We start from the raw sequence: 13,221 nt of genomic DNA, 5'->3' as shown, positions 1-13,221 counted from the left end.
CGGGTGCAGGCGGCGGCGGTGCAGGCACAGGCGCCGGCGGCTCCGGCACCGACAGGCGCGGGGCGGCCTGCATCACCGTGGTGGACCACAGCTCGGCATCGACCGCGCCGTCGTCGGCTTCGCTGCGCCAGCGCACGCCCCAGGTCAGGGCGGCGATCAGCAGCGCATGGGCAATGAGGGCGAGCGCAACCGCGCGGGGCGTGCCGCGTTGCGGCGGCGGCGCGAACTCGGGGCGATCCAGGGCGAGCGACATGCCTTATTTGCCGCCCGTGGTCGTGACCGACAGCCCCACGCGCTCGATGCCGCTGCGCTTGAGCTGGTTCATCGCCTTCACGACGGTTTCGTACTTCACCGACTTGTCGGCGCTGATGACCACGGGGCGCTGGGCGTCGCCGCCTTGCGCGGCCTTGGCCGCCGAGCCGATCTGCGTCATGGGAATCGAGGCGCCGCCGGTGCCGGTGGACGGATCTTTCTTGATCTGCACTTCGTCGTCGCTCTTGATGACGATCTCGATGGGCTTCTCGGGCTGCTTGTTGGCTCGGTCGACCGAAGGCAGGTTGATCACGCTCGGCGTGATGAGCGGGGCCGTGACCATGAAGATGATCAGCAGCACCAGCATCACGTCGATGAACGGGACCATGTTGATCTCGTTGATCGTGCGGCGGCCGCGGCCCCGGGATGAAACGGCGGGCATGTCGTCGCGTCCTTTGTCTTGTGCGCGCCGCTCTTCAGCGGTTCGCGGCGGTGACCGAGGCGGCGGGCGTCACGGCGCCGGGGTTGGCCGAGAGGTTGCGCTGCAGGATGTTGGAGAACTCTTCGATGTAGGTCTCCAGGGCGATGGCGATCTTGTCGATCTCCCGCGCGAAGCGGTTGTAGCCGACCACTGCGGGAATGGCGGCGAACAGGCCGATGGCGGTGGCCACCAGCGCTTCGGCGATGCCGGGCGCCACGGTGGCCAGCGTCACCTGCGTAAGGGCGGCCAGGCCGGTGAAGGCATGCATGATCCCCCAGACCGTGCCGAACAGGCCCACGTACGGCGACACCGAACCGACGGTGGCCAGGAACGACAGGTTCTGCTCGGCCGCGTCCAGCTCGCGCTGGAAGCTCGCGCGCATCGCGCGGCGGGCGCCGTCGAGCAGCGTGGGCGCATCGGTCACGTGGCGCTCGCGCAGCTTCTGGTACTCGCGCATGCCGGAGGCAAAGATGCGCTCCATGGGGCCGGCGAACTTGGCGTTCTGTGCGGCCGAGGCGAACAGCTCGTTGAGGCTGGTGCCCGACCAGAACTCGCGCTCGAAGTCGTCGTTGAGCACGCGGATGCGCTTGAGGGCGAAGTACTTGCGGATGATGGCGGCCCAGCTGGCGACCGACACGATCACCAGCAGCAGCACGACCAGTTGCACCACGAAGCTGGCGTGGAGCAGGAGATTGATGATGGAGAGATCTTGGTTCATGGCTTGAAAGGTTGAGTCATGGAGCCGCTGGAGTGCTCGAGGGTTCCCGAAACTTGGGCCGGAATGCGCGCAGGGCGCAAGGTGGCGGCGTCCACCCAGCCGATGCGGATCGTGCCTTCGCACAGCAAGACCGGTGCCGCGGCCCCGGTGCGTTCTTGCTCTGTTTTTGATAGCACGCGCTGACCGATTATCAACGACGCGGTGCCCAGTTGCCGCAGCTCGGCTGTAACCAGCAGTTCGTCGTCCAGCCGCGAGGGCCGATGGTATTTGAGCTGCGTTTCGCTCACCACGAACTGGCCGCCGGTGGCTTCCTTGAGCTTGCGCTGCTCGACGCCCAGGGAGCGCAGCCACTCGGTGCGACCGCGCTCCATGAACTTCAGGTAGTTGGCGTAGAACACGATGCCGCCCGCATCGGTGTCTTCCCAGTAGACGCGGATCGGAAACTCGAAAGTCACTTGCATGCCTCCGTGCTTCGCACTGCGGCGCGAGCTTGCTTGGGGCGGCCCGGCGCTACGCTCATTGCGCGATCATGGCCCGCAGGCGCTCGACCGATTCCTGCAGGTGCGCCATCGAACTGGCGGTGGAGAAGCGCACGAACTTCGCGGTCTCGGCCGTGCCGAAATCGCGGCCCGGCGTCACGGCCAGGTGGGCGCGCTTCATGGTCTCGAAGGCGAAGTCCCAACTGCCCGAGATGCCGAGCTTGTCGGCCACGCTCGTGCAGTCGGCCCAGGCGTAGAAGGCGCCGTCAGGCACCACGGGCACGTTCAGGCCCAGCGCGTTCAGTTGCGGAATGAACCAGTCGCGGCGCGCCTTGAACTCGGCGCGGCGGCGTTCGTACTCGGCGATGCTCTCGGCCTCGAAGCAGGCCAGCGCCGCGTACTGCGACACCGTGCTCGCGCAGATGAAGAGGTTCTGCGCCAGGCGCTCGACCACCGGCACCAGCACTTCGGGCACCACCAGCCAGCCCAGTCGCCAGCCGGTCATGTTGAAGTACTTGCTGAAGCTGTTGATGCTGATGACGTTGTCGTCGATGGCCAGCGCCGTCTGCCCGAAGGCATCGTCGTACGACAGGCCCAGGTAGATCTCGTCGATCAGCGTGATGCCGCCGCGCTGCGACACCACCTCGTGGATGCGGCGCAGCTCGTCGGGCGCGATCGAGGTGCCGGTCGGGTTCGAAGGCGAGGCCAGCAGCACGCCGCGCGTCTTGTCGGTCCAGGCGGCCTCGACCTTGGCGGCGGTGAGCTGGAAGCGCTCCTCGGCCGTGGTCGGCACCAGCACGGCCTTGCCATCCGCAGCGCTCACGAAGTGGCGGTTGCAGGGGTAGCTCGGGTCGGGCATCAGGATCTCGTCGCCCGATTCGATGAGCGCGAGGCAGGCCAGCTGCAGCGCGGCCGAGGCACCGGCCGTGACGACGATGCGGCGGGCCGGCACGTCGACATTGAAGCGCTGCTTGTACCAGCCGCTGATGCGCTCGCGCAGATGATCGAGGCCGGTGGCCTGCGTGTACTGCGTGGCGCCGGCGCGCACGGCGCGGGCGGCGGCTTCCTGCACCAGGGGCGGGGCGGTGAAATCAGGCTCGCCGATGTTCAGGAAGATCATCGGACGGTCGGTGTGGGCCACTTCGCGGGCCAACACGCCGGCGGCTTTCGCCACCTCCATCACGTAAAACGGTTCGATGCGCTGCGCGCGCGTCGAGATCCTCATGGGCGCGCCTTGCCGGTGGCCCGGTCGGCTTCCACTTCGAGCGGACGCAGCTGCGGTGCCAGGCCGTTGAGCACGGCGTTCACGTACTTGTGGCCGTCGGTGCCGCCGAATTCCTTGGCGAGTTCGATGCACTCGTTGAGCACCACGCGCCAGGGCACGTCGGGGCAGTTCTGGAACTCGTACACGCCGATCCACATCACGGCGTGTTCGATGGGCGAGATCTCTGCGAACTTGCGGTCCAGCAGCGGCAGGATCAGCGCGTCGAGCTGTTCGGCGCCGTTGATCGAGCCGTGCAGCAGCGCGTCGTAGTGCGCCGCGTCGGCCTTGTGGAAGCCCGCGAGGTCGCGCGTGAAGTGGTCGATGTCGGTCGGGTCGTTGCGGCCCACCAGGTGCTGGTAGAGCGCCTGCAGCGCGAACTCGCGCGCGCGGCTGCGGTTCGACTTGGCCGCGGCCTTGCGTGCGCCCGTGCTGGTGAGGCCGGTGCGCGACTGGCGGGGCTTGGCGGACTTGGAGGTGTCTTCGGTCATGAAAGGGTGGCCAGCAGTTGTGCCATCTCGACCGCCACCTGGGCTGCGTCGCGGCCCTTGTCGGTCTGGCGGGCGACGGCCTGTTCGAGGTTTTCGGTCGTGAGGATCGCGTTGGCGATGGGCAGGCGGTAGTCGAGCGCGACGCGGCTCACGCTCGCGCCCGATTCGTTGGCCACCAGTTCGAAGTGGTAGGTCTCGCCGCGGATGATGCAGCCCAGCGCCACGAGCGCGTGGTAGCCGCCGCGCTCGGCGAGCGCCTGCAGTGCCACGGGCACTTCGAGCGCACCGGGCACCTGCATATGATGGATGTCGGAGGCGGCCACGCCGAGCGTCTCGAGCTCCGACAGGCAGGCCGCGGCCAGTGCGTCGGTGATGTCGGCGTTGAAGCGCGCCTGCACGATGCCGATGCGCAGGCCTTTGCCGTTGAGGGTGATCTCGCCCTTGTTGGAACCTTGCATGGTCGTTCAGTCTTTCGTGAGGTAACCGGCGATCTCGAGGCCGAAGCCGGCGGCCATGCTCGGCATGCGACGCGGCGCGCCGAGCAGGTTCATCTTGTGCACGCCGCATTCGCGCAGGATCTGCGCGCCGATGCCGTAGTTGCGCAGGTCCATGCGACCGCGCTCCGGGGCTTGCGCGGGGCGCGCGGTGCCGTCGAACTGCGCGAGCAGCTCGGCCGCGGTTTCGCCGCAGTTCAGCAGCACGGCCACGCCTTTGCCTTCGTTCGCGATGTGCGAGAGGCTGGCGTCCAGGCTCCAGGAGTGCATCGGGCGGTTGACCTCGAGCGCGTCGAGCACCGACAGCGGCTCGTGCACGCGCACCGACACCGTCTCTTCGGGGGCCCACTGGCCGCGCACCAGCGCCAGGTGCACGCCGCGGCTGGGCTTGTCGACGAAGGCATGGGCGGTGAAGGTGCCCCAGTTGGTCTGGATCTCGCGGCAGCCGACTTTTTCGACCAGCGATTCGACGCGGCTGCGGTGCTCGATGAGTGCGGCGATGGTGCCGATCTTGATGCCGTGTTCGGCCGCGAAGATCTGCAGGTCGGGCAGGCGGGCCATCGTGCCGTCTTCGTTCATCACCTCGCAGATCACCGAGGCGGGCGAGCAGCCGGCCATGGCGGCGAGGTCGCAGCCGGCTTCGGTGTGGCCGGCGCGCATGAGCACGCCGCCGTCCACCGCCTGCAGCGGGAAGATGTGGCCGGGCTGCACCAGGTCGGCGGCCACGGCGTTGCGTGCCACGGCGGCCTGCACGGTGCGGGCGCGGTCGGCGGCCGAGATGCCGGTGGTCACGCCTTCGGCCGCCTCGATGGAGACGGTGAAGGCGGTCGAATGCTTGGCGCCGTTGCGCTGGACCATCGGCGGCAGCTGCAGCCGCTCGCACATCTCGCGCGACAGCGTGAGGCAGATCAGGCCGCGCGCGTGGCGGGCCATGAAGTTGATGGATTCGGCGGTGATGTGGTCGGCGGCGATGACGATGTCGCCTTCGTTCTCGCGGTCTTCCTCGTCCACGAGGATGACCATGCGGCCGGCGGCCAGCTCGGCCACGATGTCTTCGACCGGGGAGATCGGTGCGGGTGCACGGTCGGCGCGCGGGGCGCCGATCGGCGTGACGGAGGCGTTCATTTCGAAGTGTCCTTGGGAGACGTAGGAGAGGGCGTGAGCATGCCGGCCTGAAGCATGCGCTCCACGTAGCGCGCCACGGTGTCGATTTCGAGGTTGACCTTCGAGCCGGCCTTCAGGCCGCCGAGGGAGGTGTTTTCCACGGTGTGCGGGATCAGGTTGATGCTGACCTCGGCGCCCTCGGCAATGTCGCTCACGCTGTTGACCGTGAGGCTCACGCCGTTGATGGTGATCGAGCCCTTGTAGGCCAGGAAGCGCGCCAGCACGGGCGGTGCGACCACGCGCAGTTCCCAGCTTTCGCCGACCGGCGCGAAGAAGCTCACGTGGCCGATGCCGTCCACGTGGCCCGAGACGATGTGGCCGCCGAGGCGGTCGCTCGCGCGCAGGGCCTTCTCGAGGTTGATGCGGCTGCCTTCGTCGGTCAGGCCGGCCGTCTTGTCGAGGGACTCCGCGGAAATGTCGATGGTGAATTGCCCGCGTTCAGGTGCGAGCGTGGTGACAGTCATGCAGGCGCCGTTGAGCGCGATGCTGTCGCCGAGCCCGACGTCGTCGAGGTAGCCGTCGGGCACCTCGATGCTGAGTCGCTTGCCGTAGGAGGAGGAGGTGCCGAGGTCGTGGATGGCGGCGATGCGCCCCACGCCGGTGATGATTCCGGTGAACATTTCCACATTTTCGCAGACATCGAGGGGTCTTCGGCCCGAAGGGCCGGTTTGCGGCTGCGAATGTGCCGCGCCGCGTGGGCGGCGGCTCAGAAGCGGTCGCGGCCGGCGACGCGCGCGACGATGCGAAGGTCAGGTCCCAGCATGTCCACCGACTTGAATTCGAGCGGCAGCGCGCCCGCCAGCGAGGTGAGCGGGCCCTCGGCGTGCAGGTGGCTGGCGATGTCGAGCCCGCTGCCGATCAGCTTGGGCGCCAGGTACACCAGCAGCTCGTCCACGCAGCCTTCGCGCAGCAGCGAGCCGTTGAGCTTGTGGCCCGATTCGACATGCAGCTCGTTGACGCCGCGCGCCGCGAGGTCCTGGAGCATCGCGGGCAGGTCGACCTTGCCGTGCAGGTTGGGCAGGCAGGTGATGGTGGCGCCGCGGGCTTCGAGCGCGGCCGCCTTTTCTTCGTTGTGCCGGCTGGCGGCGTAGATCCAGACGGCGCGGCCAGCTATGAAAATGTGAGCGTCGGGCGAGGTCTGGAGGTGGCTGTCGACCACCACGAGGTGGGGCTGGCGCGGCGTGTCGACTAGGCGCACGTCCAGGCGCGGGTTGTCTTCGAGCAGCGTGCCGACGCCGGTCAGCACGGCACCGGTGCGGGCCCGCCAGGCGTGGCCGTCGGCGCGCGCGGCCTCGCCGGTGATCCACTGGCTCACGCCGTTGTGCAGGCCGGTGCGGCCGTCGATCGAGGCGGCGATCTTCATTCGAACCCAAGGCTGCTGGCGGATCATGCGGCTGAAGAAGCCGATGTTGAGCTCGCGGGATTCGTCGGCGCCCGGGCCGACTTCGACCTCGACGCCCGCCGCACGCAGGCGCTCGAAGCCCTGTCCCGCCACGAGCGGGTTCGGGTCGGCGAGCGAGGCCACGACGCGGCGCACGCCGGCGGCGATGAGCGCGTCGCAGCAGGGGCCGGTGCGGCCGTGGTGCGAGCAGGGTTCGAGCGTGACGTAGGCGGTCGCGCCCGCAGTCGAATGGCCCTGGGCCTGCGCATCGCGCAGCGCCATCACCTCGGCATGCGGACCGCCGGCTTGTTGCGTGTGGCCCTGGCCGATCACGCGGCCGTTGGCGTCGCACAGCACGCAGCCGACGCGCGGGTTCGGGTCGGTCAGGCGGATCGCGGAGGTGGCCAGCCGCAGGGCGGTGGCGATGTGGGAGGCGTCGTGTCGGGAAGAGGACATGCCGGGCTCGTTCACGCCTTCTCGGGGGTCAGATGTCGCGCAGCAGCTGGCGGAACTCGTCGACGTCCTCGAAGCTGCGGTATACCGAGGCAAAGCGCACGTAGGCGACCTTGTCGAGTTTCTTGAGTTCGCGCATCACGAGTTCGCCGACTTTCGTCGAATCGATTTCGCGCAGGCCGCTGGCCAGCAGCTTCTGTTCGATGCGCAGCAGGGCGTTGTCGATCTGCTCGATGCTCACGGGGCGCTTGCGCAGCGCCAGCATCATCGAGGCGCGGACTTTGGTCGAGTCGAAATCGGCGCGGCTGCCGTCCTTCTTGACCACGACGGGGAAGTTGACGTCCGGGCGCTCATATGTGGTGAAGCGCTTGTCGCAGGCGCTGCACTGGCGGCGCCTGCGGACGAAGTCGGCGTCTTCCGAAACGCGGGTCTCGACGACCTGCGTTTCGAGATGACCGCAAAAAGGGCATTTCATGCGGCCAGTGCTTCTCTTCTTCTATTTACGAAATCAACGGTAGACAGGGAAGCGGCTCGTCAAGGCGTGGACCTTGGCGCGCACCGCGTCGATGTTCGCCGCGTCGCGCGGGTTCTCGAGCACGTCGGCCACCAGGTTCGCCGTGATGCGGGCCTCTTCGTCCTTGAAGCCGCGCGTGGTCATGGCGGGGGTGCCGATGCGCACGCCGCTGGTGACCATCGGCTTTTCCGGGTCGTTGGGGATCGCGTTCTTGTTGATCGTCATGTGGGCGGCGCCCAGCACGGCTTCGGCTTCCTTGCCGGTGATGCCCTTGGAACGCAGGTCGACCAGCATGACGTGGCTTTCGGTGCGTCCGCTCACGATGCGCAGGCCGCGCGAGGTGAGGGTGTCGGCCACGATCTGGGCGTTCTTGACCACCTGTTGCTGGTAGGCCTTGAACTCGGGCGTCAGGGCTTCCTTGAACGCGACGGCCTTGGCGGCAATCACGTGCATCAGCGGGCCGCCTTGCAGGCCGGGGAAGATGGCGCTGTTGATCGCCTTCTCGTGCTGCGACTTCATCAGGATGATGCCGCCGCGCGGGCCGCGCAGGCTCTTGTGCGTGGTTGAGGTGACGATGTCGGCGTGCGGCACCGGGTTGGGGTACACGCCCGCGGCCACGAGGCCGGCGTAGTGGGCGATGTCGACCATGAAGATCGCGCCGACGTCCTTGGCCACCTTGGCGAAACGCTCGAAGTCGATGTGCAGCGAGTAGGCCGAGGCGCCCGCGATGATCAGCTTGGGCATGTGCTCGTGCGCCTTGCGTTCCATCGCGTCGTAGTCGATGGCTTCGTTGGCGTCCAGGCCGTAGCTCACGACGTTGAACCACTTGCCGCTCATGTTCAGCGGCATGCCGTGGGTCAGATGGCCGCCTTCGGCCAGGCTCATGCCCATGATGGTGTCGCCGGGCTTCAGGAAGGCGAGCATCACGGCTTCGTTGGCCGAGGCGCCGCAGTGCGGCTGCACGTTGGCGGCGTCGGCGCCGAAGATCTGCTTGACGCGGTCGATGGCCAGTTGCTCGGCCACGTCGACGTGCTCGCAGCCGCCGTAGTAGCGCTTGCCCGGGTAGCCTTCGGCGTACTTGTTGGTGAGCTGCGAGCCCTGGGCCTGCATGACGGCCGGCGAGGCGTAGTTCTCGCTGGCGATCAGCTCGATGTGATGTTCCTGGCGCGCGTTTTCGGCTTGAATGGCGGCCCAGATTTCGGGATCGGTCTGTTCGACCAGGATATTGCGTTGGTACATGGCAGTCCTTTGAAGACGAGGTCCTTGTTCAACCAAACAAGGGCTGCCCAGGCGAACGGCTGAACGCCTGTTGTGGCCAGGCGGCACGCTTCCCAGTGGTATTCCACGTCAGCGCGTGGCACCTTTTTCAGGGTGCTGCGCCTATCGCCAGTCGCGTACAGGCCGAGTGTAGCGCAGGCCCGCACGCATCCGGGCCGGGAGGGCCGGCAAGGCCTCAGGAAACTGCGGAGAGCAGGGCGACCTTGGCCGGCTCGCTGCCGGTGGCGGGCTCTTCACCCGCGGGCTTGGCCGGTGCCACGACCGGAATCGGCTGTGCGCGCGCCGTGGTCGGCGGCGGCACGACCATCGTCGATGGCGCGCGGCCGGCGGCGACCTGGCGCAGGCGCTCGTGCTCGGCCAGCACCTTGGCGGCATAGCCGCCGTCGTCGTCGAGGTTGGCGGCGCCCACGTAGTAGCGCAGGCCGCCTTCGAGCGAGCCGGCACGGGCGATGCATTCCTGCAGCACCTTCACGCCGACGCGCATGTTGGTCACGGGGTCGAAGGCGGTGAGTGTGCCGCCCGCGCTTTCGTACTTGTCGCCGTGCACGCGCGTCATGACCTGCATCAGGCCTTGGGCGCCGACGTGGCTTTGCGCGAACGGGTTGAAGCTGGACTCGATGGCCATGATGGCCAGGATCAGCGTCGGGTCGAGCTTGGTGCGTTTGCCGATCTGGTAGGCCTCGGAGACCAGCACGCTCAGCGGCTCGGCCGCGACGCGGTACTTCTTGCTGAGCCAGTAGGCCACCGCCGCCTGCTGCTTGGGCAGCTCGTCGGGGCTCGCGGCCGTGGTGCGCTCGATGGCGGTCGGCTCCAGGTCGGTGGGTTCGGGCGCGGGCTTGCGCGACTGCAGCCAGCCCATCAGTTGTTCCTCGCCGGTCTTGCGCAGGTCGGGGCGCGCCACGAGGGCGAGGGCCGCGAACACGATGGCCAGGCCGACCAGCGCAAACCCGTTGTGGGTGATTTCAAAAAAGCCGTCTGCCACATCGGACACGAAGGTCCGTAGCCCGCGGGCTGTGGCATCAAACGCCTTGCTCATCGCTTTTTTCCTTTCTGTGCGGCACCTGGCATGCAGCGCCTGAAAGGGCGGTGGATGAAGGCAGCGGCGCTTGGATTGGTATGTACGAATCAGGCTCCGCGCATGGAGGGGGTGTGGGGTAGGGAGCGCGGCGGCCTGATCACGCCGGTGGAATTCGGCAGCGGATTCAGGGAGGCCCTGCTGCGTCCGGCAGCAAGGGCAGGCGGGATTCTATCGTGGCTAAATACACGGTCAAGCATAAGGATTTGGTTTCATATGTTAATAAGTGCTTGAAGAATCCCCTCGTTCGAGGGGGCTCCAGGGGGCGCGGGCCTACGGGAAATCCCTTGGAAAAAGGGATTTGCAAAGGAAGGGTGAGACGCCTAATCTGGACGGGCCTGAGGTTTCAGGCGTTTTTCCGAAGTCAGGCAGTCCGAGGTGCAAGTCAAGGACTCGAACGATGGAGGACTCCACGGCGGCAATCTCTTGCTGCCAGCACGGCGGGAACCATTACTTCCGGTCGCGCGAATCGATGGCATGGGTTTTGAGCCCGCCATCAAGCCCGGTGACAAGACACTTCGTCGACTCACCGGGCTTTCTTGTTTTCGGGGCGCGCACTTTCGGCCTATCCACGCCGGCGGTGATTGCCTTCGCATCACAACGCCTCGCCAAAAGGGAACGCATTCACGTTTCGGCAGACTTTGTTGGCATCTGTTTGCGGCACACTTCTGCGGATGGATGCTGCTTCGATCAAACAGAACAAATGGGTGCGGCGTGGGGTCGTCGCGTTGCTGGTGTTGTTGGCCCTGTGGGTCATCGCGTGGCTGGCGGTGCCGCCGATCGCCAAGAGCCAGCTCCAGAAGATCGCGAGCGAAAAGCTGGGCCGGCAGGTCACGGTCGGCAAGATCGACTTCAAACCCTGGACGCTCGAGCTCGCACTGAATGACCTGCGCATCGCCACCGCCGACGGCAAGCAGCCGCAGGTGGCCATCAAGCGCATCTATGCCGACGCCGAACTGCAATCGCTGTTCCGCCTTGCGCCGGTGATCGACGCGGTGACGGTCGAGGCGCCCGCGGTGCTGCTCACGCACCTGGCCGATGGCAAGTACGACATCGACGACATCCTGGCCAAGCTGGCTTCGGGCCCGCCGCCCGATCCGAAGGCCGAGCCCGCGCGCTTCGCGATCTACAACATCTCGATCAAGGACGGCGCTGTCGACTTTGACGACCAGACCGTCAAGCGCCGGCACGAGCTGCGCGGCTTCATGCTGAACGTGCCGTTCCTGAGCAACCTCGCCTCCAAGCGCGAGATCAAGACCGAGCCCAAGCTGGCCTTCGCGCTCAATGGCAGCCAGTTCGACTCGGCCGCCTTCACGACCCCGTTCGCGCAAAGCCGCAAGACCGACGCCCACGTGCAGTTCAAGGGGCTGGACCTCGTGCCGTACCTGGGCTACATCCCCGGCGGCCTGCCGGTGAAGCTGCAGGCCGGCAGCCTCGATGCCGACCTGAAGATCGATTTCCAGCAGACCAACACCATCGGCCTGAAGATCACCGGCACGGTCGAGGCCCACGGCGCCAAGCTGGGCGACGCGCGCGGGCGCGACCTGCTGGGCTTCGACTCGCTCAAGCTGGCGCTGGCCGACGTGCGACCGCTGGAGTCGGTGTTCCACCTGAGCGAGGTCGCGCTGGCCAAGCCGCAGCTGGTGGTGGCGCGCGACGCCGCCGGCCAGCTCAACCTGATGGCCACCGACCCGGCGACCGGCGCGGCCGAGAAGGCGGCGCCGCTGCCTGCGCCCGCCGCGAGCGCGGCGGACGGCAAACCGGCCGTCGAGAAGCCCAAGCTCAAGGTGCAGGTCGACAAGATCGCGCTCGACGGCGGCCGTGTCGGCTGGCGCGACGAAACCGTCAAGCCCGCCGCAGCCATCGACCTCACCGACCTCGGCATCAACCTCACGGCCGTCACCTGGCCCATGGAAAAGCCCGCGCAGTTCGACGGCAGCACTGCCGTCGCGGGCGCCATGCTGAAGTTCAAGGGCAACGCCACCGACAAGGTCGCCGACGTGCAGACCGAGGTCGAGGCGCTGCCGCTGTCGCTGGCTGCGCCGTACCTGGCGCAGAGCCTGGAGCCCACGCTCGACGGCAAGCTCAGCGGCCAGATCGACGTCTCCTGGGCCCAGCCCGACCTGAAGTTCAAGGCGCGCCGCCTGGCCGCCGACGGCCTGGCGCTGACCCAGGCCAAGACCGCGCTGGCCAGCGTCGGGCGCTTCGAACTGGTCGACGCCGAGGTCGACATGACCAAACACACCTTGAACATTGCGTCGTTCACCGCGACCAACCCCAAGGTGAGCGTCGAGCGCGACAACGAGAAGCGCTGGATGTTCGAGCGCTGGCTCAAGACCCCGGCCGGCGGCGCCAAGGTGGCGGCGCCCAAGCCGGCCGACGCCGGCGCGGCGCGCCCCAACAACGCCAACACCAAGCCCTGGGCGCTGACGCTGGGCACGCTGGCGGTCGACAACGGCAGCCTGTCCTATGCGGACAAGGCCGGCTCGGCGCCGGTGGCGATCGAGGTCACGGCCTTCAAGCTGCTGGCCCAGAAGATCGCACCCGACACCAACACCGTCTCGCCGCTGCAGGTGTCGGGCCGCATCGGCGCCGGCCGCCGCGCGGACCCGGGACGCTTCGACTACAAGGGCAACATCGTGCTCAAGCCGTTGGCGGCCGAAGGGCGGCTCGAGGTGGCGTCCTTCCCGGCGCATGCCTTCAAGGCCTACTACGCCGACGCGCTCAATGTCGACATCCGCCGCGCCTTCGCGAACTACCGCGGCACGGTGCGCTACGCGAGCGCGCCGGCCGGCATGAGCCTGAAGCTGGCCGGCGACACCGCGCTGGACGACTTCCGCGCCAACAGCGTCTCGCTGACCCAGTCGCCGGGCTTCGACCGCAACAACAGCCAGCTGTTGAGCTGGAAGACCCTGAGCCTGCGCGGCCTGCAGGTCAGCCTCGCACCCAACGCGGCCCCGACGGTGGACGTGCGCGAAACCACGCTGACCGATTTCTTCGCTCGCGTGATCGTCGACCCCACCGGCCGCCTGAACCTGCTGAGCCTGACCAAGAAGGGCGAGGAAGCCTCGAAGGCCGCCGCGGCCGCCGCCACCGAAGCCAGCACCAGGAAGGGCCCGGGTGGCACGACCACCACGACCCGCGCGCCGGCCGCCTCGGCACCGCAGCGGGCTTCGGGCG

At 67.6% G+C, this 13,221-nt stretch carries 13 protein-coding genes, 1 pseudogene and 1 riboswitch; of the genes and pseudogenes, 1 reads left to right on the top strand and 13 read right to left on the bottom strand.

Translation table 11 applies throughout. The annotated features are described in order from the left end of the window. From VBO01S_RS28165 to VBO01S_RS28105, 13 genes and pseudogenes are all read right to left on the bottom strand, one after another. Positions 1-253: pseudogene (locus VBO01S_RS28165) on the bottom strand (cell envelope integrity protein TolA); the annotation flags it as partial. A 3-nt stretch (positions 254-256) separates the two neighbouring features. Continuing rightward, positions 257-694: an ExbD/TolR family protein gene (locus VBO01S_RS28160; protein WP_062481574.1), complete on the bottom strand. Its 438-nt coding sequence runs from the start codon at positions 692-694 to the stop codon at positions 257-259. A gap of 34 nt (positions 695-728) precedes the next feature. Then, positions 729-1,451 (bottom strand): protein TolQ, encoded by a 723-nt coding sequence (gene tolQ / locus VBO01S_RS28155; protein WP_062481571.1) that lies wholly within the window; start codon positions 1,449-1,451, stop codon positions 729-731. Next, entirely contained in the window at positions 1,448-1,906 is a 459-nt protein-coding gene (ybgC, locus tag VBO01S_RS28150; RefSeq protein ID WP_062481580.1) for a tol-pal system-associated acyl-CoA thioesterase, read from the bottom strand. Before ybgC ends, tolQ begins: the two co-directional genes overlap by 4 nt. 61 nt (positions 1,907-1,967) lie before the next feature. After that, entirely contained in the window at positions 1,968-3,155 is a 1,188-nt protein-coding gene (locus VBO01S_RS28145; RefSeq protein ID WP_062481568.1) for a pyridoxal phosphate-dependent aminotransferase, read from the bottom strand. Further along, positions 3,152-3,682 (bottom strand): transcription antitermination factor NusB, encoded by a 531-nt coding sequence (gene nusB, locus VBO01S_RS28140; RefSeq protein ID WP_062481565.1) that lies wholly within the window; start codon positions 3,680-3,682, stop codon positions 3,152-3,154. The genes VBO01S_RS28145 and nusB overlap by 4 nt, the downstream gene beginning before the upstream one ends. Then, entirely contained in the window at positions 3,679-4,140 is a 462-nt protein-coding gene (gene ribH / locus VBO01S_RS28135; protein WP_062481562.1) for a 6,7-dimethyl-8-ribityllumazine synthase, read from the bottom strand. Before ribH ends, nusB begins: the two co-directional genes overlap by 4 nt. Positions 4,141-4,146: 6 nt before the next feature. Beyond that, complete coding sequence (ribBA, locus tag VBO01S_RS28130; RefSeq protein WP_062481560.1) at positions 4,147-5,301, bottom strand: bifunctional 3,4-dihydroxy-2-butanone-4-phosphate synthase/GTP cyclohydrolase II; 1,155 nt, start codon at positions 5,299-5,301, stop codon at positions 4,147-4,149. After that, on the bottom strand, positions 5,298-5,960 hold the full coding sequence (locus VBO01S_RS28125; RefSeq protein ID WP_062481557.1) for a riboflavin synthase: 663 nt from the start codon (positions 5,958-5,960) through the stop codon (positions 5,298-5,300). The genes ribBA and VBO01S_RS28125 overlap by 4 nt, the downstream gene beginning before the upstream one ends. 86 nt (positions 5,961-6,046) lie before the next feature. Continuing rightward, positions 6,047-7,177, bottom strand: coding sequence for a bifunctional diaminohydroxyphosphoribosylaminopyrimidine deaminase/5-amino-6-(5-phosphoribosylamino)uracil reductase RibD (gene ribD / locus VBO01S_RS28120; RefSeq protein ID WP_062481554.1), 1,131 nt, complete (start codon positions 7,175-7,177; stop codon positions 6,047-6,049). 28 nt (positions 7,178-7,205) lie between these two features. Further along, positions 7,206-7,649: a transcriptional regulator NrdR gene (gene nrdR / locus VBO01S_RS28115; protein ID WP_007836918.1), complete on the bottom strand. Its 444-nt coding sequence runs from the start codon at positions 7,647-7,649 to the stop codon at positions 7,206-7,208. A gap of 33 nt (positions 7,650-7,682) precedes the next feature. After that, positions 7,683-8,927 carry a serine hydroxymethyltransferase gene (gene glyA, locus VBO01S_RS28110; RefSeq protein ID WP_056582058.1) on the bottom strand — a complete coding sequence of 415 codons (1,245 nt, stop codon included), beginning with the start codon at positions 8,925-8,927 and terminating at the stop codon, positions 7,683-7,685. A 38-nt stretch (positions 8,928-8,965) separates the two neighbouring features. Further along, a riboswitch (ZMP/ZTP riboswitch) is annotated at positions 8,966-9,092 on the bottom strand. A gap of 49 nt (positions 9,093-9,141) precedes the next feature. Continuing rightward, positions 9,142-10,002, bottom strand: a complete 861-nt coding sequence (locus VBO01S_RS28105) for a lytic transglycosylase domain-containing protein (protein ID WP_062481551.1) — start codon at positions 10,000-10,002, stop codon at positions 9,142-9,144. Between the two features lie 713 nt (positions 10,003-10,715). Between VBO01S_RS28105 and VBO01S_RS28100 the strand changes: the two genes are divergently transcribed. Beyond that, positions 10,716-13,221 (top strand): DUF748 domain-containing protein (locus tag VBO01S_RS28100; RefSeq protein ID WP_062481577.1); only part of this gene is annotated, 2,506 nt, incomplete at its 3' end.

The sequence above is a fragment of the Variovorax boronicumulans NBRC 103145 genome, assembly GCF_001591345.1.
Taxonomy (GTDB): domain Bacteria; phylum Pseudomonadota; class Gammaproteobacteria; order Burkholderiales; family Burkholderiaceae_C; genus Variovorax; species Variovorax boronicumulans.
This window is presented reverse-complemented; position numbering and strand designations above follow the sequence as displayed.

Coding starts and splice junctions, on each gene's coding strand:
- VBO01S_RS28160 (WP_062481574.1), bottom strand. CDS start 694: ATGCCCGCCGTTTCATCCCGGGGCCGCGGCCGCCGCACGATCAACGAG.
- tolQ (WP_062481571.1), bottom strand. CDS start 1,451: ATGAACCAAGATCTCTCCATCATCAATCTCCTGCTCCACGCCAGCTTC.
- VBO01S_RS28145 (WP_062481568.1), bottom strand. CDS start 3,155: ATGAGGATCTCGACGCGCGCGCAGCGCATCGAACCGTTTTACGTGATG.
- nusB (WP_062481565.1), bottom strand. CDS start 3,682: ATGACCGAAGACACCTCCAAGTCCGCCAAGCCCCGCCAGTCGCGCACC.
- ribH (WP_062481562.1), bottom strand. CDS start 4,140: ATGCAAGGTTCCAACAAGGGCGAGATCACCCTCAACGGCAAAGGCCTG.
- ribBA (WP_062481560.1), bottom strand. CDS start 5,301: ATGAACGCCTCCGTCACGCCGATCGGCGCCCCGCGCGCCGACCGTGCA.
- VBO01S_RS28125 (WP_062481557.1), bottom strand. CDS start 5,960: ATGTTCACCGGAATCATCACCGGCGTGGGGCGCATCGCCGCCATCCAC.
- ribD (WP_062481554.1), bottom strand. CDS start 7,177: ATGTCCTCTTCCCGACACGACGCCTCCCACATCGCCACCGCCCTGCGG.
- nrdR (WP_007836918.1), bottom strand. CDS start 7,649: ATGAAATGCCCTTTTTGCGGTCATCTCGAAACGCAGGTCGTCGAGACC.
- glyA (WP_056582058.1), bottom strand. CDS start 8,927: ATGTACCAACGCAATATCCTGGTCGAACAGACCGATCCCGAAATCTGG.
- VBO01S_RS28105 (WP_062481551.1), bottom strand. CDS start 10,002: ATGAGCAAGGCGTTTGATGCCACAGCCCGCGGGCTACGGACCTTCGTG.